This window comes from Bradyrhizobium sp. CIAT3101 (assembly GCF_029714945.1).
In the GTDB taxonomy this organism is placed as follows: Bacteria; Pseudomonadota; Alphaproteobacteria; order Rhizobiales; family Xanthobacteraceae; genus Bradyrhizobium.
Window position 1 is genome coordinate 2,677,145 of record NZ_CP121634.1, and the last position, 20,390, is coordinate 2,697,534.

The window sequence follows — 20,390 nt, forward strand, 5'->3', positions numbered from 1 at the left end:
AAGACTTCGTTTCACAACCTGTGCGGTTGCCCCGGCGGTCGAAAATCCAACTACAGCGCGAAAGCAATGACCTTTGGATGCAGACGGCGCCGGCTACAACGGCATGAGCGCGGAGCGCGCTCTCTTATCGTCCCCTGGAGGGCAGGACTATCGCATGTGAGAGTGATTTCCCTGCGGCCATCCTTCGAGACGCCCGCTTTGGGCGGGCTCCTCAGGATGAGGACGGAGTGTGCGGCAACTGTCTGGAAGGGCTCGGGTGCCGATTAGCCTCACCCTGAGGAGACCGCGGAGCGGTCGTCTCGAAGGGCGAGGCGCGTGCTCACTTCGTTCCAAAAGACCAGATGCGATTGCCCTGCCTGAAAGGGGAGGCTGGGAGCAAGCCGGCGCGAGCTGTATCTCTACGTCCCGTAGGTCGAGCCCTTCGGTAGCGGAAACACGGGATCCTGGGTGCGGATGTTGGTCGGCCACACCACGGAGATGTGCTCGCCGGCGTTCTGCATCACCACCGGCGTCGAACGTTCATTCTGGCCGGAGAGCGGCGTGCCCGGCGGGAAGAATTTCACGCCGTAGCCCTGGATGGTGCCGCCGGGTGGGATGTCGACATCGAGCGCCGCCTTGCGAATGGCCTCCGGCTCGAAGCTGCCGTACTTTTCCTTCGCCACCGGCAGCACGTTGTTGAGCAGCACCCAGGTCTGATTGAAACCCATCGAGCAGTGCGGCGGCACGTCGGTGGCGCCGGTCTTGGCCTGGTAGCGCGTCACCATGGTCTTGATCAGATCACCCATGCCGGGTGCGAGCTTCGACGGATCGAGCAGCTGCGCCGGCACCGGATCGATGTTGCAGAAATTGTCGATGTCGGCGCCGAAGGTCGTGCGCAGCTTGTCGAGCTGGCTGTAGCCGGCGCCGGCGCCGAACAGCATCTTGAAGCGGAGGCCGCTCTCGCGCGCCTGGCGCAGAAACAGGGTGATGTCGGGGTTGTAGCCGGCGTGCGAGATCACGTCGACCTTGGCGCGCTTGAGCTTGGTCACGAGCACGGAGAGATCGGGCGCCGAGGCCGAATAGCCCTCGCGCAGCACCACCTGGATGCCGGCCTCCTTGGCATAGGCCTCGTCAGCCGCGGCGACGCCGACGCCATAGGGACCGTCCTCGTGGATCAGCGCGACCCTGACGTCCTTCGGCTCCATGCCGAGCTTGCCCTTGGCGTGCTCGGCGAGAAATCCCGCAAACGCCTGGCCGTACTGGTCGGAGTGAATCTGCGCGCGAAACACATATTGCAGGTTCTTGTCCTTGAACACGGCGGTCGAGACCGCGGTCGTGATCCAGAGGATCTTCTTCTGCTGTTCGACCTTCGCCGCCATCGGCACGGCATGCGCGCTGGAATAGACGCCGTTGATGATGTCGATCTTTTCCTGGCTGATCAGGCGCTCGGCCTCGTTGATGGCGACGTCGGCCTTGCTTTGGGAGTCGGCGGGGACGGGCACGATCTTGGTCTTGCCGCCGATGCCGCCCTTCTCGTTGACGAGATCGATGGCGATCTGCGCGCCGACCGAGGAGGCGACCGAGCCGCCCGCGGCGAATGGTCCGGTGAGATCGTAGATCAGGCCAATGCGCAAATTCTCGGCCTGCGCCTGGGCCCGGGTCCAATCGAGGCTGAGTGTGGCGGCGGCAGCCGCCGTACCCTTCAGCAGCTGCCTGCGTGAAGTCGGCATCCTATCCCTCCCTCCGCTCAGTCGTTTGCGACTGGCTGTATATTTTTCCGCGAGTATTTGAAGGGCATGCATGAAAGTCAACATGCGCCGCACCAGGCAATTCGGACGCGCAGCCGACCATGATCGCGACGGCATTTTTCCCTGAGTATCATTCTTTTTGCGCTGCGCCGTGCTTTGGTTCGCAATCATTCGATTGCGCTGCATCAGGCCGGACGCCAACATCCGCTTGTCGTGCGTGTGCTTTCAGCGTCGCCCGGCACTTCATCGTCTCCCGCAATTGTGATGGTTTCGTTCCCGCGCTTTCGCCGCAGGCCTGACTGGCGGCAGCCATTCGGCTTGTGCGCATCGGAGGTTGCGTGCCATCCTAGCGGCGCAAATTGCACGGGAAGCCCAATTCCCGGCTTGGCCATTGCGCCGCGTTAAGGGTGGAAACAAAAGCTCAGGAGAAGAGACATGGTGTGGACGCTTCGTTTTGCGGGGCTCGCTTGCGTTGGCCTGTTGCTGTCCCCGGTCAGTGCCTTGGCAGGGCCGAAAGTGGTGTCCGGTCCGGGCGCCGATCCGGGTTGCTTCAAGCCCTGGTCTGCCCAAACCAAGTTTTTCCAATGGGACAAGAAGCCCGGTCCCTACAAGATCGCGCTCGTCAACGGCTTCGTCGGCAACACCTGGCGCATCCAGATGGTGAAGACCGCAAAGGCCTTCGCCTCGCAGCCGGGCATCAAGGAGAACATCAAGGAGTTCAAGGTCGTCTCGACCGGCACCGATGTTGCAGCGCAACTCGGCGCGATGGAGGACTTCATCAATCAGGGTTTTGACGCCATCGTCACCATCGCAGTGGCTCCCGATGGCTTCGACCGCATTATCCGTCTTGCCGACAAGAACAACGTGGTCGTGGTCCCCTTCGACAACGTCCTGGATACCGACAAGGTGATGATGGTCAACGAGGACCAGAAGGAAATGGGCCGCATGTCGGCGAAGTGGCTGATCGACGAGAGCGGCAAGAAGGCGGGCGACATCCTCGAAGTCCGCGGCCTGCCGGGCAATTCGGTCGACCGTGACCGCCATCTCGGCTTCCGCGAGGTCATGGAAGCGCCGGGCAACAGCTTCAAGATCACCGAAGTGGTCGGCAATTGGGATACCGGCACCTCGCAGAAGGTGACGGCGGACGCGCTCGCGGTGCACGGCCATTTCGACGGCGTGTTCACGCAAGGCGGCTCGGACGGCACTGTGCAGGCGATGATGGCGGCGAAGCATCCCTTCGTCCCGATGTCGGGTGAGGGCGAGAACGAGTACCGCAAGCAGATCGCCGATCACGCCAAGGACGGGCTCAAGGGCATGTCCTACGGCCAGTCTCCGGCGCTGGTCGCCATCGCCACCAAGGCGGCGATCTCCGCGCTGCAGGGCAATGTGATGCCGCAGCTGATCTCGATCCCGATCCCGGTCGCGACCTACAAGGACCTGAAGCCCGGCACCAATTTCTGGCCGGACCTCAACGCAAACTTCTTCGCGCCGAACCAGTTCGCGCCCTGCGGCGTCAACTTCACGGCGCCGGAGATCATGTCGCAGAGCGAGAAGAACACCCAGTGAGCCTGCTGGAGATGCCCTGGTTGCGGCCCGGCAGTTGCCGGGCCGCCGCTGCGTGAGCCCGCCAGAGCCCGCCATGTCGGATGCCACCCTGACCCAATCTGCCTTTCTCACCCTGTCCGGAATTTCCAAGCGCTACGCCGGCGTGCGGGCGCTCGAAGGCGTCGACTTCGCATGCGAGCGCGGCAAGATCCACGCGGTGCTGGGCGAGAACGGCGCCGGCAAGTCGACGCTGATCAAGATCATCGCCGGCGTGGTCCAGCCCGACACCGGCACCATGCGGCTCGATGGACGCGACGTCAGCTTCGCGACGCCGTCGGCGGCCAATGCAGCCGGCGTCGTCTGCATCTTCCAGGAATTGTCGCTGATGCCCGACCTCTCGGTCGCGGACAACATCTCGATCGCGTCGCCGCCGCGCCGCTTCGGCCTCATCGACGCGCGGGCGCAGCGCCGCCGCGCCGAGGCGTTACTGGCGGAGATCGGCTGCGAGGACGTCAATCCGCTGATGCGCGTGCGCGACCTGCCGCTGTCGCGCCGCCAGGTGGTGGAGATCGCCAAGGCGCTCGGCAAGAAGCCGCAGCTCCTGATCCTCGACGAAGCCACGTCGGCCTTGACCAGTGCCGACGTCGAGAAGGTGTACGCCATGCTGGCACGGCTCAAGGCCGAGGGCGTCGCTATTCTCTACATCTCGCACCGGATGCACGAGGTCGAGGCGCTGGCCGACCGTGCCTCCGTGTTCCGCAACGGACGCCATATCGAGACCTTCGACAAGGGCCGGCGCTCGACCGCCGATATCGTTCAACTCATGATCGGGCGCGACATCGCAGCCCAATATCCGCCCAAGCCCGCGCGCGGTTCGCCGAAGCCCATGCTGGCTGTCGACAATCTGAGCTGGGACAAGCGCCTCGATCGCATCTCGCTCCGCGTCGGCGCCGGCGAGATCGTCGGCCTCGGCGGGCTCGACGGCCAGGGCCAGAAATCCCTGCTGCTGGCGCTGTTCGGCGTGCTGCGCGGCGTGTCCGGACAAGTCACCGTCGAAGGCCGCGAGGTGCGCCCCGCGTCTCCGGCGGCGGCGAAGTCGGTCGGCATTGCGCTTGTGCCGGAGGATCGCAAGACCGAAGGCCTGATGCTGCCGATGTCGATATCAGACAATCTGGTGATCGCCTCGCTCGACACGATCTCGACCGGGCCTCTGGTCGACCGTGCACGCGAGACGGAGGCGATCAAGCGCGCCATCGCGCGGCTGCAGATCAAGATCGGCGCGCCCGGCGACGCGGTCGCCACGCTCTCCGGCGGCAACCAGCAGAAGGTCGTTCTCGCCAAATGGCTGATGACCGATCCGCGTATCATCCTGCTCAACGATCCCACGCGCGGCATCGACGTCGGCACCAAGCAGGAGCTTTACCGGCTGATGCGCGAGCTCGCCGACCAGGGCGCCGCCATCCTGTTCTACTCGACCGACTATGACGAGCTCATCGGCTGCTGCGACCGGGTGGCGATCATGTATGACGGGCGCATCGTGCGCGAGCTCGAAGGCGACGAGCTCAACGAGACCAACATCATCGCGAGCGCGCTGAACATCGACGCCGCGACGCCGGACACGCCCGGAGCCGCCCATGCTTGACGATATCGCCATCAGGGTTCGTCAGAACATCGGCATCGTCACCGCCGTTCTGTTGTTCTCGATTCTTTATCTGCTCTACAACCTCGCCCACCCCAAGGGCTTCTCATCGGCGGTTCTGGTGCAGAACGGCGACGAGATCTTCGCGCTTGCCATGCTGGCGATGGCCCAGACCGTGCCGGTGCTGGCATCAGGGCTGGACCTTTCCGTGGGCGCCGTCATGACCATGGTCGGATGTTTCGCGAGCTATCTGCTTACGGGGGCGGCCGGCGGCACGCCGCTGCATCTCGATATCTTCGGCCTGCATCTCGGCCTCGGCACCTTTCCCGGCGGTGTCGGTGGCATCCTGCTCGGCATCGTCGTGTGTCTTGCGACCGGCGCGCTGGCCGGCTTCATCAATGGCTGCGTCGTCGTCTATGGGCGCATCCAGCCGATCATCGCGACGCTCGCGACCGGCGCGGTCTATATCGGCATTGCGCTGTTCCTGCGGCCGACGCCGGGCGGCAAGATCGACGAGGATCTCAACTGGGCGCTGACCAATTCGCTCGGGGATTTCGCCGCGACCGTCCATATCTTCGATGATGGCGCGGCGCCCTGGTTTGCGCCGGTGGCCTGGATCCCGGTGCCGTTCGTGCTGCTCGCCCTGATCGCGCTGCTGGTCTGGGTGCCGTTCCGCCGCTCCGTGCTGGGTCGCGCCGTCTATGCGGTCGGCTCGGCCGAGGGCGCCGCCTACATGTCCGGCCTGCCGATCGATCGCGCCAAGATCGCAGCCTTCACGCTCGCCGGCTTCTTCGCCGGCTGTGGCGGACTTTTTCTCGCCATCCAGACCTCCTCGGGCAATGCCGACATCCCGCAGGCCGGCGCCTATACGCTCAACTCCGTCGCCTCCGTCGTGATCGGTGGGACGTCGCTGCTCGGCGGGACCGGCAGCGCGATCGGCTCGATCTTCGGCGCCATGGTCCTGCGCGTCATCTCGTTCTTCTTCCGTATCTTCGACATCGCGCCGTTGTTGCAACCGCTGTTCGAGGGTCTGATCCTGCTGGCGGCGGTCAGCATCGGCGCGCTCGGCGTGCTGCGCGTCAAGAATACGCTGGAGCTGTTTCGATGAGTTCGGCCTCACTCAGTCTCTCGCGCGACGACCGTCCGATCCTGATCGCGGCGCTGTTCATCCTCGTCATCCTGGTGGCGGGTACGATCTATACGTTTGCCCGCTTCGGCAGCGCGCCGCTGCTGTCGCCGACCTATCTGCTGCAGCAGCTCCAGATCGGCGCCTTCCTCGGCATCGTCGCCGCCGGGATGATGATGGTGATCCTGATCGCGCAGATCGATCTGTCGGTGCCGTGGACGCTGGCCGCGGCCGCCATGATGGCGACGTCGATCGGCGGACCGCTCGCCATTCCGGTCGGGCTCGGCGTCGGGCTGCTGGTCGGTCTCATCAACGGCATCGGGGTTGCGTATCTGCGCGTGCCCTCGATGATCTTCACGCTCGGCGTCAACGCGGTGATGCGCGGGCTGATGGTGGCGCACACCGGCGGCTACGCCCCGCAGACCGCCGCCACCGATCTGATGCGGATGCTTGCCGGCGACCGCACGCTCGGCATCCCCAACGCCTTGTTCGTCTGGATCGCCGTGTCGGTGGTCGTCACGATTGTTCTTCAGCGCACGACGCTTGGCCGCTACGTCTATGCCATCGGCAACAAGGAGGCGGCCGCGTATCTCGCCGGCGTCGACACCCGCCGTATCACCGTGATCTGCTTCGTCCTCTGCGGCCTCGCCGCCGCACTCGCCGGCGTTCTGCTCGCCGGCTATTCCACCAAGGCCTATCAGGGCATGGGGGATGCCTATCTGCTGCCGTCGATCGCGGCGGTGGTGATCGGCGGCACCAACATCCTCGGCGGCCGTGGCCGCTATCTCGGGACGCTGATCGGCGTCGTGTTGATCGTGCTGCTCAACAGCGTGCTGTCGATCATGGACATGCCCGAGGCCGGCCGCCAGGTGATCTACGGCCTCGTCATCATCTTCATGCTGCTGGTCTACGGCCGCGGCGAACGCGTCACGAGCTGACGCTACACCAATGGATCAGAGAAACGGCGACGCCAGGGCCGGAGTTTCGACCAGCGCGTGAGCGGCGTATTCGAGCGCGGATCTGATCTGCGCGCGGTTTGAAGGGCCGCAGATGCAGACTCTCACGGCCTCGGGAGGCAGATCGCTCACGACAAAGGCGTCGCTTGCGACCACGCCAATGCCGGTCTGGCGCATATGCTCCACGAAAGCCGAGCGCCGCCAGGGCGTGGGCAGCGCGACCCACAGGTTGAAGCTCAGGGGATCGCCGCGATAGGATCCCTTGGGCAGGATTTCGGCGGCGAGCTTCTGCCGCGCCGAAGTCTCCGCGCGGATGAACCGCAACATCGTGTCCGCGGTGCCGTCTTCGATCCAGCGCGTCGCGATCGCCACGGTGAGGGGGGACGCCATCACGGTCGCCGACCTCAGCGCAGAGGCAAACGGCCAGGCCGAGCGCGTATCGGGCACGACGACGTAGGCGGTGCGCAGGCCCGCTCCGATGCATTTCGCCAGTCCCGCGACGTGCCAGGTCAGATCGGGCGCGATCGCGGCGAAGGGCGCGTGGCCGTGGCCGTGCTCGGGAATGAAGCCGTAAGCATCGTCCTCGATGATCGGGAGCTTGAAGCGTCGCGCGATCGCGACGATCTCGCGCCGTCGCGAATCCGGAATCGTCAGCGTGGTCGGATTCTGCAGCGTCGGATTGAGGTAGATGGCCTTGGGCTTCAGCTTCTTGCAGGCATCGGTCAGCGCCTGCGGCTCGATGCCGTCGTCATCCATCGGCAGGCCGACGAGGGTGATGCCGAGCTGCGCGGCGATGGACCTGATGCCGGGATAGGTGATGGCCTCGCACAGCACCACCTCGCCTGATTTCGCAAGGATCGAGAGAATGCCGAGCAGCGCCGGATGTGCCCCCGGCGAGACGAAGATGCGGCTCTGCGCTGGCACCAGCGCACGGCGGCCGAGCCAGCTCGAGGCGGCATCCTTGTCGGCCTGCGTGCCGCCGAAGCCCTGGTAGCGCAGCAACGAGGCGATGTCGCGCAGCACATGTTCGGCGCCGGCCTGCATGCGCTCGATCAGTTCGGGATCATCGGGCTCGGGCGGCAGGTTCATCGACAGGTCGACGGGACGAGGCGGGAAGCTCGTCGCCGAGCGACGCGGTCGCGGCTTGTCGCGCACGAAGGTTCCCTGTCCGACCTTCGATTCGATCAGCCCGCGCTTCTGGGCTTCGACATAGCCGCGCGCGACGGTCGTGAAATCGACATCGAGGCGCTTGGCGAGTTTGCGCTGTGGCGGCAGGCGATCGCCGATCACGAGCCGTCCGGCCGCGATATCGTCGGCAATCGCATCTGCAATCGCGAGATAGCGCGGCTTGTCGCTGTTCGATAGGTCGGGTCGCCAGTCGGCCATTGCTCGGTTCCGTCAAGTTACGTCAGCAGAATTGACTGTATATTGTTGCAAGCGTCGAGGCAATTGTATCGCGGCGTTCGGTCGCTTCGGCGAAGCGGTTCGCCCGCGTGTGTTGCACACCGATCGAGCGCGTTGCCCAGTATTTTTCAGGCAGTATTCTTCGCACTCAACGTGAGCATAGCCAAATCCAGTCAGGTCTCCATTCAACATTGAATGTATAAATGAATGCATATTGTATGGTTTGATGATTTGTAGTGCAGAACGCCCTTTGGCACATTGATTGCAAAACCTGATCTCGATCCGGGAGGCCGGACGTGAACAGGAGGTGTCTATGCCAGCAGTGAACATGCCCGCGCGTCAGAAGGGCGATTTTCTCGTCGACTACGAAGAGAAGGTGTTCGAGGACGTCAAAGCAAAGCCCGGCGAGAAAGCGCTCGTCACCTTCCACACCGTCGCGTTCGAGGGCTCCATCGGTCTCGTCAATATTCTCCAGGCGCTGCGCTTGAAGCGGAAGGGTTTCGAGACGTCGGTTCTGCTCTACGGCCCCGGCGTCACGCTCGGCATTCAGCGCGGCTTTCCGAAGATCGGCGACGAGGCTTTCCCGGGCGCGCAGAACTTCAACAACCAGCTCGCGAAGTTCATGGATGAAGGCGGCAAGGTCTATGCCTGCCGGTTCGCGTTGCAGGCGCTCTACGGCCATGGCGAACCGTCGCTCATTCCGGGCATCCGGCCGATCAATCCGCTCGATGTGCTCGACCTGATCCTGCTTCATCGCAGGGACGACGCGTTCATGATCCACACCTGGACCGTCTGACCTCGGCTGGCTCACGCGACGGACGAGGGAGGAACACAGTGACAGCGAAACGCACGATCAGAGCCGGTGCGATTCAGATCGCGCCGGATCTGGACACGCCGACCGGAACGGTCGACCGGATTCTGGCGGCCATCGCGGAGGCGGCGGCCAAGGGAGTCCAGTTCGCCGTCTTTCCGGAGACGTTCGTTCCCTGGTACCCGTATTTCTCCTTTGTCCGTCCGCCGGTCCTGAGCGGCGCCGAACACATCCAGCTCTACGACAACGCCGTCGTCGTGCCCGGTCCCGTGACGGACGCGGTCGCGCAAGCGGCCAAGCGTCACGGCATGGTGGTGGTGCTCGGCGTCAACGAGCGCGATCACGGCTCGCTTTACAACACCCAACTCGTGTTCGACGCGAACGGTGCGATCGTCCTGAAGCGGCGCAAGATCACGCCGACGTTTCATGAGCGCATGATCTGGGGGCAGGGCGATGGCGCCGGCCTGAAGGTGGTCGAGACCGCAGTCGGCCGGGTCGGTGCGCTGGCCTGCTGGGAGCATTACAACCCGCTCGCCCGCTACGCGCTGATGGCCCAGCACGAGGAAATCCATGCGGCCCAGTTTCCGGGGTCGCTGGTCGGACAGATCTTTGCCGACCAGATCGAGGTGACGATCCGGCATCATGCGCTGGAAAGCGGATGCTTCGTCGTCAATGCCACCGGCTGGCTGACTGAGGAACAGATCGCCAAGATCTCGCCGGAGGAGGGCCTGCGCAAAGGCCTGCGCGGCGGCTGCATGACCGCGATCGTCTCTCCCGAAGGAAATCATCTGGTGCCGCCGCTGACCAGCGGCGAGGGCATCCTCGTCGCCGATCTCGATCTCGCCCTGATCACCAAACGCAAGCGGATGATGGACTCGGTCGGCCACTACGCGCGGCCGGAGCTGCTTTCGCTGGTGCTGAACGACCGAGCCGCGCGACCGATGCACGGCTTTCACCCGAACCGCCTCGCGCCCATTCCCGGAGACCCATCAGATGAGACCGCAGATGCCGCAACCCAAGGCGATGCCGACCGAGCAGCTGATCAACGAGTTGCAGTCCTTCGGGGTCCGGCTCGCTGATCCCAAGACCGCGGGAACCGGCCGTCGCGGCGGTGCGGGGCCGTCGGATCACACGCCGTTCACGATCGACGGCGCGACCGTGATGATTCCGGTTCACAACGCGCCGGCCTTCGAGAGCCCCTACCTCGTCGAGCGTCCGGACGAGGCCGGGCGCAGCCGCATCTCGCGCGATGGCGTGGTGCTCGCAGACGTCTCGTTTCCGTTGCGACCCAAATTCTACGACCGCACCACCGAGGACGGTGTTCCCTATTGGAAGATCGCGACCCTGCATGGGCGCGACGTCCTCGCCACCACCGTGCTGCAGACCTGCATCCGCTACCAGAGCCGCACCAAGACCTGTCAGTTCTGCGCCATCGGGCAGTCGCTCGCGGCGGGACGCACGGTCGAGCGCAAGGCGCCGGCGCAGCTCGCCGAAGTGGCCAAGGCGGCCGTCGAGCTCGACGGTGTCCGCCATATGGTGATGACGACGGGCACGCCGCATACGTCCGATCGCGGCGCCGGGATCCTTGCGGAGAGTGCGCAGGCCGTCAAAGCTGCCGTCGATCTCCCGATCCAGGCGCAATGCGAACCGCCAGATGATTTCGCCTGGTTCCAGCGCATGAAGAGTTCGGGCGTCGACGCGCTCGGCATGCATCTGGAGGTGATCGGGCCGGCGGTGCGGCAGAGGATCATGCCGGGCAAGGCGCAGGTCCAGGTCGAACGATATATGGAAGCGTTCGCTGCGGCCGTCCCGGTGTTTGGACGCGGTCAGGTCTCGACTTACATCCTCGCTGGCCTCGGCGACGAACCTTCCGAGATCCTCGCGTTGTCGCGCCGCCTCATCGATATCGGCGTCTATCCCTTCGTCGTGCCGTTCGTGCCGATTGCCGGCACGCCGCTGGAGAGCCATCCGACGCCGTCTGCAGCGTTCATGCACGACATCTTGCGTCCGCTCGCCGGGATGCTGCGCGCCGGCGGACTGCGCGCCACCGACATCAAGGCAGGTTGCGGCAAATGCGGCGCCTGCTCGGCCCTGTCCACCTACGAACGCGGAGCCAGCGCATGATGTTCGAACCGTTCAAGCCATTCGTGGCGCCGGAATTCCAGGTGAAGTTCGCAACCGAAGCCTGGGAGCGTGCCGCCGCAGCAGCCCTGCGTCGCGACGTGTTTTGCGAAGAGCAGAACGTGTTTTCCGGCGATGATCGCGACGCGGTCGACGATATCGCCATTCCGCTCGTCGCCGTGTCGCTGCTCGGCGTGGCCGAGGCCGATGTCGTCGGCACCGTGCGCATTCATGCCGATGAACACGAGGCGGATGTGTGGTGGGGCTCCCGCCTTGCCGTTGAAAAGGGCTATCGCCGGCTCAGCGCGGTCGGCGCCGGTCTGATCCGGCTTGCCGTCTCCTCTGCGCATGCGCGCGGCTGCCGGCGCTTCCTTGCCAACGTGCAGAGCCAGAATGCGCTTCTGTTCCAGCACATGCACTGGCGCTCGCTCGGCGAATTCGAACTGCTCGGCCGGCCGCACCATCGCATGGAGGCCGACCTTGACCACTACCCGCCATTCCGGACGCCGGAAACCGGCTTCCTGTCGCTCGCAAAACTGGCGGCCTGATCATGCTGACGGACGCCGCACTCACGAGCCTCGCCGAAAGGCTCCGCCAAAGCCGCGGCATCGCCGCCAAGGCCGACATCGCTTCTGTTGCGGCCGCGCTCGACCTCTCGGGGGGCGACGCCATCGCGGTGGGGGACGACTGCGCGGCGATCCCGGAGGGGGATGGCTACACGCTGTTCGCGATCGAAGGCTTCATGAACGAATTCGTCGCCGCCGACCCCTGGTTTGCCGGCTGGTGCGGCGCCATGGTCAACATCTCGGACGTCGCGGCGATGGGCGGGCGGCCGACTGCCATCGTCAACGCGATCTGGTCCAATGGTGCGGACAAGGCCGCGCCCATCCTAGAAGGATTGAAAGCCGCCGCGAAGACATTCGGTGTGCCCGTGATCGGCGGGCATACCAATGTGCGCAGCGGCCAGAGCCAGTTTGCCGTCGCAATCCTCGGCCGCGCGAAGCGCCTCCTCACCAGCTTCGACGCCAGGCCCGGCGACAAGATCATCGCGGCGATAGATCTTCGCGGCCGTTACCGCGAGCCGTTCGCGAACTGGGAAGCGGCGACCGACGCACCGGCGCAGCGGTTGCGCGACGATCTGGAGATCCTGCCGTCCATTGCCGAGGCTGGGCTCGCGCTCGCCGCCAAGGATATCAGCCAGGGCGGTGTCGTCGGGACTGCGGCGATGCTGGCCGAGTGTTCGCAGGTCGCCATCACGCTGGACGTTGAGGCGATTCCAATTCCCGCCGGTGCGCCGCTCGAGCGCTGGCTGCTCACATTCCCGAGCTTCGGTTATCTCCTGTCGGCGAAGCCCGACTCCGTCGACGAGATCCTGTCGCGCTTCCAGCGGCGCGGCATCGCAGCAGCCGCGATCGGAGACGTCAGCGTGGGAACGAGCGTGGATATTCGCGCCGCTTGCGGCCGCGCAACGGTCTGGGATTTTGCGGCACAGCCCTTGATCGGATGTGCGCCAGGTCAGAGCCATCAGCAGCGGAGCGTGGCATGAGCGGCGGTTCGTCCGGGCTTCGCATCGCGATCCTCACGCATTCGACCAATCCACGAGGGGGCGTGGTGCACGCGCTCGCGCTTGCCGACGCGCTGGCAGACCTCGGGCATCGGCCGGTCGTGCACGCGCCCGATCCCGCAGGCAAAGGCTTCTTCCGCCGTAGCCGCGCCGCGACGCGCTCCGTGCCGGCGTCGCCCACCTCCGGCGACGTCGTCGCGATGGTCGAGGCGCGCATCGCGGACTATGTCAGGCATTTCGAGGATGCCGCAAACCGGCAGTACGACGTCTTCCACGCCCAGGACGGTATCTCCGGCAATGCGCTCGCGACGCTGAAGCAGCGCGGCCTGATTCAACGTTACGTCCGCACCGTTCATCACATCGATGCATTCAGGGACGAGCGGCTTTGCGAACTCGACCGTCGCTCGATTGTTCACGCCGACGGCCTGTTCGTCGTCAGCCGGTTCTGGCAAGCGCAGCTGATGGCGGAGATGTCGCGCTCGGCGACGCTGGTCGGCAACGGCGTCGACACGGTGCGCTATTCAGCCACCCCGGCATCCGCCGACCAGATGCTGCGCGCCCGGCTCGGCCTTCGCGCCGGCCCGATCCTGCTCTCGGTCGGCGGCGTCGAGCAGCGCAAGAACACGCTCGGCATTCTCGATGCCTTCCGGCAGGTGCACGCCGTGCACCGGTCCGCGCAGCTCGTTATCGCAGGCGGCGCGTCTCTCCTCGACCATGGTCTCTATCGCCAACAGTTCAATTCGCGGTTGCGCGATGCCGGACTGCCGGCGGATGCGGTGATCGAGACCGGTCCGCTGATGGATGCCGATATGCCATCGCTCTATCGTCTGGCCGATGTGTTGCTGTTCCCGTCCTTGCGCGAAGGCTTTGGCCTGACTGTGCTGGAAGCGATGGCCAGCGGCGTGCCGGCGGCGGTCTCGCATATCGCACCTTTCACGGAATATCTCGGCCCCGACGATGTTGCCTGGTGCGATCCGCATCACGCGGGCTCGATCGCGGATGCCGCCCTCAGTGCGCTCGTCGAGCCCCTGCGCTCGCGCCTGATTGCGAATGGCGCTGGGGTCGCCAGGCATCACGACTGGAGCCGCGCTGCCAGGGCACACATGGCGGCCTATCAAGAGATGCGCGAGATGCATTATGCCTGAGATGCATTTCAACGTGCGCTGGCCCGATGAGCGGATCGAGGCCTGCTATTCGCCCTCGCTCGTCATCAAGGATCATTTTGTCGCCGGCACGACCTATGCGCTCGACGATTTTCGCGACCGCAGCCGCATCGCGCTGACGATCGCGGCCGAGCGCGTCCGTGAGAAGTACGGCTTTCTGTGCTCGCGCGCACTCGGACAGCTTGCCCGGATCGAAGCGGCGGTCGCGCAGTTCGAGGCCACGCCCGGCGCTTCCGTCACAATCGTCTCATTTGAAGAATAGCAGGAGCTGATCATGTCCGACCTTCACTCTCATTATCCGGTCGTGGTGATCGGCGGCGGCCAGGCTGGCCTTGCCATGAGCGCGCAACTCAAGGCGCGTGGCATCGAGCATGTCGTGCTTGAGAAAAATACCATCGCGCATTCCTGGAAGACCCAGCGCTGGGACGCATTCTGTCTGGTAACGCCGAACTGGCAATGCCAGCTTCCCGGCTTTCCATACACCGGCAGCGATCCGCATGGTTTCATGTTGCGCGACGAGATCGTCTCCTACATCGAGGATTTTGCGAAGCACATCGGTGCGCCGATCCGCGAAGGCGTCACCGTTACACGCCTTCGGCAGTCTGGTCGCGGCTTCGTGCTCGAGACGACGCTGGGCGAAATCGCCGCCGACAGCGTCGTGCTGGCCGTGAGCGGCTATCACATCCCGAAAGTGTTGCCGTTTGCCGACCGGCTCGATGTATCGATCACGCAGATCCACTCCTCCGCCTACCGCAATCCGGATCAGTTGCCGCCGGGCGAGATCCTCGTGGTGGGGAGTGGGCAGTCGGGCTGCCAGATCGCCGAAGACCTGCATCTGGCCGGTCGCAAGGTGCATCTCGCCGTCGGCAGCGCGCCGCGCTGCCCGCGCTTCTATCGCGGCCGGGATGCGGTCGACTGGCTCGACGATCTCGGTCAGTATGACCTGCCCGTCGACAAGCATTCGCTGAAGGAGGGCGTTCGCAAGAACGCCAATCACTATTTGACCGGGCGGGACGGCGGCCGCGACATCGACCTGCGCAAATTCGCGCTCGAAGGCATGAAGCTCTACGGCCGCCTCAAGGACGGTCGCGGAACCTCCTTGCAGTTTGGCGATGATCTTCAGGCCAATCTCGACAGCGCTGATCGGGTCTACAACGGCATCTGCCGGCTGATCGACGACCACATTGCGAAGAACAGGATCGCTGCACCCGTGACGCCTCACTATGAGCCCGTATGGTCTCCAAGTGCGGTCCCCACGGAGCTCGACCTCGCAGCGAGCGGCGTCACGAGCATCATCTGGACGACCGGCTTCCGTTCCGACTGGTCCTGGATCGACCTGCCGATGTTCGATGGCACCGGGTATCCGACCCACAGGCGGGGCATCACGTCGGTTGACGGCGCCTATGTGGTCGGCCTGCCGTGGCTCTACACCTGGGGCTCCGGCCGGTTTGTGGGAATCGGGCGAGACACCGGCTTTGTCGCGGAGCACATCAACGAGCGATCGAGCGCGTCACGCGTCGAAACGCGTGAGGTCGCATAATATCGGCGCAATCCACTTAAACCGCCGCCTTCGTGTTGAGATAGATCGAATACAGCGAGGTCTGCCCGCAGATGTAGAGGCGGTTGCGGCGCGGGCCGCCGAAGCAGACATTGGCGACGATCTCGCCGATCGGGACCGTACCGAGATGGGTGCCGTCAGGCGCATAGCAGAACACGCTGCGGCCCGCCGAGGTCCAGACGTTGCCATGGATGTCGCAGCGGAAGCCGTCATAGAGCCCGTCCGGGCAGGTGGCAAACAGCGAGGCTTCCCCGACCGTTTGCCCCTTCACCTCGTAGGACCAGATCGTCGGCGGAAGCCCGCGGACATGGGTCGCGCCGGTGTCGGCGACGTAGAGCCGGGTCTCGTCCGGCGAGAACGCCAGTCCGTTGGGCTTCACCCGGTCGGACACGACGCGCGTGATGGCGCCGGAGCTGCCGTCGATCCGGTAGACGTTGGAGGCGCCGATCTCGGACGGACTCTGCTGCCCTTCATAATCGCTGTCGATGCCGTAGGTCGGATCGGAGAACCAGATCGAGTTGTCTGACTTGATCACGACGTCGTTGGGCGAATTCAGCCGGCGGCCCTCGAACGCGTCGGCCAGCACGGTGATCGAGCCGTCGTGCTCGGTCCGGGTGACGCGCCGCATGAAATGCTCGCAGGTCACGAGCCGCCCCTGGCGATCGGTCGTGTTGCCGTTGGAATTGAAGCTCGGCGAACGGAACACCGACACCGATCCGTCGGTCTCGTCGAAGCGCATCATCCGGTTGTTCGGAATGTCGGACCAGATCAGGTAGCGTCCGGCCGGGAAGTAGGCGGGGCCTTCGGCCCAGCGGCATTCGCCGTTGGTGAGCTTCTCGAGATTGACGTGGCCGAAGACCAGCTGGTCGAAACGAGGGTCGTGGGCGACATAGGGGAGCATGTGTCCTCCTTGATGAGCCGCAGATTCTTGGGATTGCCTGCGTGCGGTCCTTACTGTGATCGACCCTGCCGAATTTGCAAGCGTGCTTCACTTCGAGAGTGCATCGAGCCGGAAACGAAATGCCCGGGGACAGGCCCCGGGCAATCGTCGTTGTGAAAGCGTTCTTTGGCTTCTTACTGCGACAGCTTCACGAAGTTCGGAAACTTCAGCTTGCCTTCCGCGATCTTCTCCGGCCAGACCACGACCTGTTTCTGGTCCTGCCACTGGAAGACGAGGCCTGTGACCGCGCCCGCGCCGGACTTGATGCCGTGGGTGAACTCGTCGTCCTTGCCGTAGAACTTGATCTGGCCGATCGTGCCCTCGAAGTCGGTCTTCTCCATCTCGGCGACCATCTTGTCCGGATCGGTCGAGCCGGCGCGCTTGATGGCGTCGGTGATGATGTAGACCTCGTCATAGGCGGTGTAGCCGGTATAGGCCGGCGGCGTGCCGAACTTGGCCTTGAAGGCCGCGGCGAACGGCTTTGTCTTCGAGGTCACGGCGACATCGGGCGTCGCGACGGCCAGCGACGGCACGCCGTCGGCGGCACCATTGGTGTCCTTCCAGAAGGTCGGGCTCAGCGCCTGCGCGCTGATGCCGAACATCGGGATCGGCACCTGCTGGTTCTTCCACTGCACCGTCGGCTGCACGCCGACATGCGAGATGCCGGTAACGATCACATCCGGCTTCTTGCCTTCGATATTGTTGAAGATCGGCGTGAAGTCGGTGGTATCGGGCGAGAAGCGGACATGCTCGACGACCGTCAGCCCGGCCTTGGGCAGGCAGGCCTCGTAGCCGACATCGAGCGGCTTGGTCCAGGCGGCGTCCTCGCTCATGATCGCGACGGTCTTGAACTTGAGCTTGTCGACGAGGAGATCCTTCGCCGCATCGCAGACGAGCTGGGCCTGCGCGGCCGAGGTCAGATAGCCGTGGAAGGTGTACTTGTTCTTCTCGTAGTCGTTGTGGATCGCCTTGGTGATCTCGTTCGAGGCGGCGCCGGGAGTGATCAGCGGCATCTTCAGGCGTGCCGCCCAGGGCTCGAGCGCCAGCACGACCTCGCTGATATAGCTCGCGATCACCGCGGACACCTTGTCCTCGCTCACCGCGCGCTGGAACGCGCGCACCGAGTCGGCCGAGGAGCTCTTGTTGTCATAGGTGACGATCTCGACCTTGCGGCCGAGAATGCCGCCCTTGGCGTTGATCTCGTCGGCGGCAATCTGCGCGCCGCCGGGCGTCGCGGCACCCGCGATCGATTGTACCTCGGCGATGACGCCGATCTTGATCGGATCGTTCGACTGCGCGTAGGCGGGGGCGGCGAGGCACAGCGCCAGCGCAGAGGTGAGGAGGCCAGAGCTCAAGATGCTCGATGATCGCATGGTCGTTTCCCTTTCGTTGTTTTCTTGGGTTGTTTTGTTGTTGATACGTGCGAACTAGAGAAAATCGGCGCCGGCTTCGCTGGCGAAGCGGCCGGGATCGCCTTCCCAGACGATCCTTGCGTGCTCCAGCACATAGACGCGGTCGGCGTGCGGAAGCGCGAATGTCACGTTCTGCTCGCCGAGCAGCACCGTGATCGAGGTGGTCTGCCGCAGTTTCTCCAGCGCCTTGGACAAAAGCTCGAGGATGACGGGCGCAAGGCCCAGCGTCGGCTCGTCCAGGATCAGGATCTGCGGCTGCATCATCAGCGCACGGCCGATTGCCAGCATCTGCTGCTCGCCGCCGGAGAGTGTCTGCGCCAATTGGCCCTGGCGCTCCTTGAGGATCGGGAACAGCTCGAACAGCCAGGCGAGCTGCGCCGCGCGCTTGTCGTCCGCGAGATGCTGCCCGCCGAGATCGAGATTCTCACGCACGCTCATCTCGCCGAACAGCTCGCGCGATTCCGGGCATTGCACGAGGCCGCTGCGGGCGATCTTGGCCGGACTGGTGCCGCGCAGCTTTTCGCCACCGCGGATGATCTCGCCGGTGTAGGGCAGGAAGCCGGAGATGGTGTCGAACAGCGTGGTCTTGCCGGCGCCGTTGAGGCCGACGATCGAGACGAACTCGCCCTCGTGGATGTGGATCGAGACGTTCTCCAGCGCCTGCGCCTTGCCGTAATGGACGCTGACATTCTCGACCTGGAGCAGCGGCACCTTGTCCTTGAAGCTGGTCTCGGGCCGCGCATGGGTTTCGATGGCGCCGCCGAGATAGACCCGGCGCACCGTCTCGTTCTTCATGACGTCGTCAGCCTTGCCGGTGACGATCTCTTCGCCGAGATACATCGCGAGCACGCGGTCGACCAGTGCCGCGACGCTCTTGACGTTGTGGTCGACCAGCATCACGGCACGGCCGTCATCGCGGAAGCTGCGGATCAGGTCGGAGAAGACATCGACCTCGGCGCGCGTCAGGCCGGCGAAGGGCTCGTCGACCAGCACGACTTTGGGGTCGCGCGCGATCGCCTTGGCGAGCTCGAGCCGGCGCAAATCGGCGAAGGGCAGCGTCGGCGGGCGGCGGTTCATCACGCTGCCGAGGCCGACGCGATCGGCGATCCATTTGGCGCGTTCGACCAGCGCTTTGTCCGGAAACAGCATGAACAGGCTGTCCGGCAGCAGCGCCACCATGATGTTTTCCAGCACGGTCTGCCGGTTCAGCGGCCGCGAGTGCTGGAACACCATGCCGAAGCCTTTGCGCGCGATCTTGTGCGCGGGCAGGCCGGCGACATTCTCGCCTTCGAAGATCACGTCGCCGGCAGTCGGGCGCTCGATGCCCATCACGCTCTTCATCGCGGTGGATTTGCCCGAGCCGTTCGGCCCGATCAGGCCGAAGATCTCGCCGCTGTTGACTTCGAAGCCGAGGTTCTTCACCGCGGTCAAGCCGCCGAAGCGTTTGGTCAGGCCGCGGACTTCCAGCACGGGCCGGTTTGAAAGCCTCTGATCCATTACGAGCGAGCCTCGCGCGAGAGGGCCGCTCCGAGGAAGCCGCCGGGGAAGAACAGGACGACGAGCAGTGCGACCGCCGAGACGATGAAGGTCGCGAGCTCACCGGTCGGGCGCAGGAATTCGCCGGCGACGATCAGGAAGATCGCCCCCAGTGCTGCGCCCAGCACGGTGCGCCGGCCGCCGAGAACGGCCGACACGATGACGTTCACGCCGACCGCGACGTCGACGACGGTGCCGACCGAGGCGGTGCCGAAATAGAACACCAGCAGCGCACCCGACAGGCCTGAGAAGAACGCGCTGACGATGAAGGCGGCGAGCTTGTGCTTGACGATGTTGAAGCCGAGCGCGCCGGCCTGCACCGGATCCTGGCCGCTGGCTTGCAGCACCAGGCCAATCGGTGATTGCGACAGGCCATAGAGGATCGCGGCCGAGATCGTCATGAAGCCGAGCGCGATCCAGTAGTTCGTGCCGGCATTGATGCTGATGACGTCGGGGATGGTGAGGCCGATCTCGCCGCCGGTGAGGTCGGCGAACACGACGATGAAGTTCTGCAGCATCAAGACCGCGACCAGCGTGGTCAGGCCGAAATAAGGCCCGCGGACGCGCAACGCCGGCAACGCCAGCACGAGGCCGGCGACGACCGAGGCGCTCGCGCCCAGCACGATGCAGAGATAGACCGACCAGCCGAACTGGGCGTTGAGAATGCCGGCGGTGTAGGCGCCGACGCCGATCAGGAAGGTCGGGCCGAAATTCACTTCGCCCGCGAAGCCGAACAGCAGGTCCCAGGCCATCGCGAACACGCCGAAATAGAACGCGACGGTGAGGAGCCCGAGCACATAGCCGGAGACATAAAGCGGCAGGGTTGCCGCAACGATGACGAGCGCCAGCGAGACGAAGAACAGGCGCGAGGTAAAGAAGCTCGCCATC

Annotated in this window: 18 protein-coding genes; 12 read left to right on the forward strand and 6 right to left on the reverse strand. The window is 64.8% G+C overall.

All coding sequences use genetic code 11. From position 1 onward, the window contains the following. Window positions 1-398: 398 nt before the first annotated feature. A complete protein-coding gene (locus tag QA645_RS12525) occupies window positions 399-1,709 on the reverse strand; it encodes an ABC transporter substrate-binding protein (RefSeq protein WP_283050533.1) in 1,311 nt (436 codons plus the stop codon). 453 nt (window positions 1,710-2,162) lie between these two features. Between QA645_RS12525 and QA645_RS12530 the strand changes: the two genes are divergently transcribed. The 4 genes from QA645_RS12530 to QA645_RS12545 all read left to right on the forward strand — a co-directional run bounded on the left by QA645_RS12530 (window position 2,163) and on the right by QA645_RS12545 (window position 6,975). Then, entirely contained in the window at window positions 2,163-3,293 is a 1,131-nt protein-coding gene (locus QA645_RS12530; protein ID WP_254133236.1) for a sugar ABC transporter substrate-binding protein, read from the forward strand. A 73-nt stretch (window positions 3,294-3,366) separates the two neighbouring features. After that, the gene (locus tag QA645_RS12535) at window positions 3,367-4,914 is read left to right on the forward strand and encodes a sugar ABC transporter ATP-binding protein (protein ID WP_283050536.1); all 1,548 of its coding nucleotides are present in this window, start codon (window positions 3,367-3,369) and stop codon (window positions 4,912-4,914) included. Beyond that, a complete protein-coding gene (locus QA645_RS12540; RefSeq protein ID WP_283050538.1) occupies window positions 4,907-6,019 on the forward strand; it encodes an ABC transporter permease in 1,113 nt (370 codons plus the stop codon). Before QA645_RS12535 ends, QA645_RS12540 begins: the two co-directional genes overlap by 8 nt. After that, window positions 6,016-6,975, forward strand: a complete 960-nt coding sequence (locus QA645_RS12545; RefSeq protein WP_254133233.1) for an ABC transporter permease — start codon at window positions 6,016-6,018, stop codon at window positions 6,973-6,975. Before QA645_RS12540 ends, QA645_RS12545 begins: the two co-directional genes overlap by 4 nt. A 15-nt stretch (window positions 6,976-6,990) precedes the next feature. On the opposite strand, the gene QA645_RS12550 is transcribed toward QA645_RS12545, so the two are convergent. Further along, a complete protein-coding gene (locus QA645_RS12550; RefSeq protein WP_283050541.1) occupies window positions 6,991-8,379 on the reverse strand; it encodes a PLP-dependent aminotransferase family protein in 1,389 nt (462 codons plus the stop codon). A gap of 331 nt (window positions 8,380-8,710) precedes the next feature. Between QA645_RS12550 and QA645_RS12555 the strand changes: the two genes are divergently transcribed. Genes QA645_RS12555 through QA645_RS12590 form a run of 8 tightly spaced genes read left to right on the forward strand, consistent with a single transcriptional unit; the run spans window position 8,711 to window position 15,596 of the window. Next, window positions 8,711-9,193, forward strand: coding sequence for an MSMEG_0572/Sll0783 family nitrogen starvation response protein (locus tag QA645_RS12555; RefSeq protein WP_027526573.1), 483 nt, complete (start codon window positions 8,711-8,713; stop codon window positions 9,191-9,193). Between the two features lie 38 nt (window positions 9,194-9,231). Next, window positions 9,232-10,287 carry a Nit6803 family nitrilase gene (locus QA645_RS12560; RefSeq protein ID WP_283050546.1) on the forward strand — a complete coding sequence of 352 codons (1,056 nt, stop codon included), beginning with the start codon at window positions 9,232-9,234 and terminating at the stop codon, window positions 10,285-10,287. Beyond that, entirely contained in the window at window positions 10,214-11,332 is a 1,119-nt protein-coding gene (locus QA645_RS12565; protein WP_283050548.1) for an MSMEG_0568 family radical SAM protein, read from the forward strand. Before QA645_RS12560 ends, QA645_RS12565 begins: the two co-directional genes overlap by 74 nt. Beyond that, entirely contained in the window at window positions 11,329-11,877 is a 549-nt protein-coding gene (locus QA645_RS12570; RefSeq protein WP_254194875.1) for an MSMEG_0567/Sll0786 family nitrogen starvation N-acetyltransferase, read from the forward strand. The genes QA645_RS12565 and QA645_RS12570 overlap by 4 nt, the downstream gene beginning before the upstream one ends. Before the next feature lie 2 nt (window positions 11,878-11,879). Beyond that, window positions 11,880-12,875 (forward strand): sll0787 family AIR synthase-like protein, encoded by a 996-nt coding sequence (locus QA645_RS12575; protein WP_283050551.1) that lies wholly within the window; start codon window positions 11,880-11,882, stop codon window positions 12,873-12,875. Then, window positions 12,872-14,038: an MSMEG_0565 family glycosyltransferase gene (locus tag QA645_RS12580; protein ID WP_283050552.1), complete on the forward strand. Its 1,167-nt coding sequence runs from the start codon at window positions 12,872-12,874 to the stop codon at window positions 14,036-14,038. Before QA645_RS12575 ends, QA645_RS12580 begins: the two co-directional genes overlap by 4 nt. Then, on the forward strand, window positions 14,031-14,318 hold the full coding sequence (locus QA645_RS12585; RefSeq protein WP_283050554.1) for an MSMEG_0570 family nitrogen starvation response protein: 288 nt from the start codon (window positions 14,031-14,033) through the stop codon (window positions 14,316-14,318). Before QA645_RS12580 ends, QA645_RS12585 begins: the two co-directional genes overlap by 8 nt. Before the next feature lie 12 nt (window positions 14,319-14,330). Next, window positions 14,331-15,596, forward strand: a complete 1,266-nt coding sequence (locus tag QA645_RS12590; protein WP_283050555.1) for an MSMEG_0569 family flavin-dependent oxidoreductase — start codon at window positions 14,331-14,333, stop codon at window positions 15,594-15,596. Between the two features lie 16 nt (window positions 15,597-15,612). On the opposite strand, the gene QA645_RS12595 is transcribed toward QA645_RS12590, so the two are convergent. From QA645_RS12595 to QA645_RS12610, 4 genes are all read right to left on the reverse strand, one after another. Then, window positions 15,613-16,515, reverse strand: a complete 903-nt coding sequence (locus QA645_RS12595; protein ID WP_283050556.1) for an SMP-30/gluconolactonase/LRE family protein — start codon at window positions 16,513-16,515, stop codon at window positions 15,613-15,615. A 173-nt stretch (window positions 16,516-16,688) separates the two neighbouring features. After that, the gene (locus QA645_RS12600; protein ID WP_283050557.1) at window positions 16,689-17,927 is read right to left on the reverse strand and encodes an ABC transporter substrate-binding protein; all 1,239 of its coding nucleotides are present in this window, start codon (window positions 17,925-17,927) and stop codon (window positions 16,689-16,691) included. Window positions 17,928-17,981: 54 nt separating this feature from the next. Beyond that, window positions 17,982-19,463, reverse strand: coding sequence for an ATP-binding cassette domain-containing protein (locus QA645_RS12605; RefSeq protein ID WP_283050558.1), 1,482 nt, complete (start codon window positions 19,461-19,463; stop codon window positions 17,982-17,984). Beyond that, on the reverse strand, window positions 19,463-20,389 hold the full coding sequence (locus tag QA645_RS12610; RefSeq protein ID WP_254133221.1) for a branched-chain amino acid ABC transporter permease: 927 nt from the start codon (window positions 20,387-20,389) through the stop codon (window positions 19,463-19,465). The genes QA645_RS12605 and QA645_RS12610 overlap by 1 nt, the downstream gene beginning before the upstream one ends. Between the last annotated feature and the right edge of the window lies 1 nt (window position 20,390).

What these genes read in the sequence shown, in the direction of transcription:
- QA645_RS12525 (WP_283050533.1), bottom strand. Translation starts at nt 1,709, where the DNA reads ATGCCGACTTCACGCAGGCAGCTGCTGAAGGGTACGGCGGCTGCCGCC.
- QA645_RS12530 (WP_254133236.1), top strand. Translation starts at nt 2,163, where the DNA reads ATGGTGTGGACGCTTCGTTTTGCGGGGCTCGCTTGCGTTGGCCTGTTG.
- QA645_RS12535 (WP_283050536.1), top strand. Translation starts at nt 3,367, where the DNA reads ATGTCGGATGCCACCCTGACCCAATCTGCCTTTCTCACCCTGTCCGGA.
- QA645_RS12540 (WP_283050538.1), top strand. Translation starts at nt 4,907, where the DNA reads ATGCTTGACGATATCGCCATCAGGGTTCGTCAGAACATCGGCATCGTC.
- QA645_RS12545 (WP_254133233.1), top strand. Translation starts at nt 6,016, where the DNA reads ATGAGTTCGGCCTCACTCAGTCTCTCGCGCGACGACCGTCCGATCCTG.
- QA645_RS12550 (WP_283050541.1), bottom strand. Translation starts at nt 8,379, where the DNA reads ATGGCCGACTGGCGACCCGACCTATCGAACAGCGACAAGCCGCGCTAT.
- QA645_RS12555 (WP_027526573.1), top strand. Translation starts at nt 8,711, where the DNA reads ATGCCAGCAGTGAACATGCCCGCGCGTCAGAAGGGCGATTTTCTCGTC.
- QA645_RS12565 (WP_283050548.1), top strand. Translation starts at nt 10,214, where the DNA reads ATGCCGCAACCCAAGGCGATGCCGACCGAGCAGCTGATCAACGAGTTG.
- QA645_RS12570 (WP_254194875.1), top strand. Translation starts at nt 11,329, where the DNA reads ATGATGTTCGAACCGTTCAAGCCATTCGTGGCGCCGGAATTCCAGGTG.
- QA645_RS12575 (WP_283050551.1), top strand. Translation starts at nt 11,880, where the DNA reads ATGCTGACGGACGCCGCACTCACGAGCCTCGCCGAAAGGCTCCGCCAA.
- QA645_RS12580 (WP_283050552.1), top strand. Translation starts at nt 12,872, where the DNA reads ATGAGCGGCGGTTCGTCCGGGCTTCGCATCGCGATCCTCACGCATTCG.
- QA645_RS12585 (WP_283050554.1), top strand. Translation starts at nt 14,031, where the DNA reads ATGCCTGAGATGCATTTCAACGTGCGCTGGCCCGATGAGCGGATCGAG.
- QA645_RS12590 (WP_283050555.1), top strand. Translation starts at nt 14,331, where the DNA reads ATGTCCGACCTTCACTCTCATTATCCGGTCGTGGTGATCGGCGGCGGC.
- QA645_RS12595 (WP_283050556.1), bottom strand. Translation starts at nt 16,515, where the DNA reads ATGCTCCCCTATGTCGCCCACGACCCTCGTTTCGACCAGCTGGTCTTC.
- QA645_RS12600 (WP_283050557.1), bottom strand. Translation starts at nt 17,927, where the DNA reads ATGCGATCATCGAGCATCTTGAGCTCTGGCCTCCTCACCTCTGCGCTG.
- QA645_RS12605 (WP_283050558.1), bottom strand. Translation starts at nt 19,463, where the DNA reads ATGGATCAGAGGCTTTCAAACCGGCCCGTGCTGGAAGTCCGCGGCCTG.
- QA645_RS12610 (WP_254133221.1), bottom strand. Translation starts at nt 20,389, where the DNA reads ATGGCGAGCTTCTTTACCTCGCGCCTGTTCTTCGTCTCGCTGGCGCTC.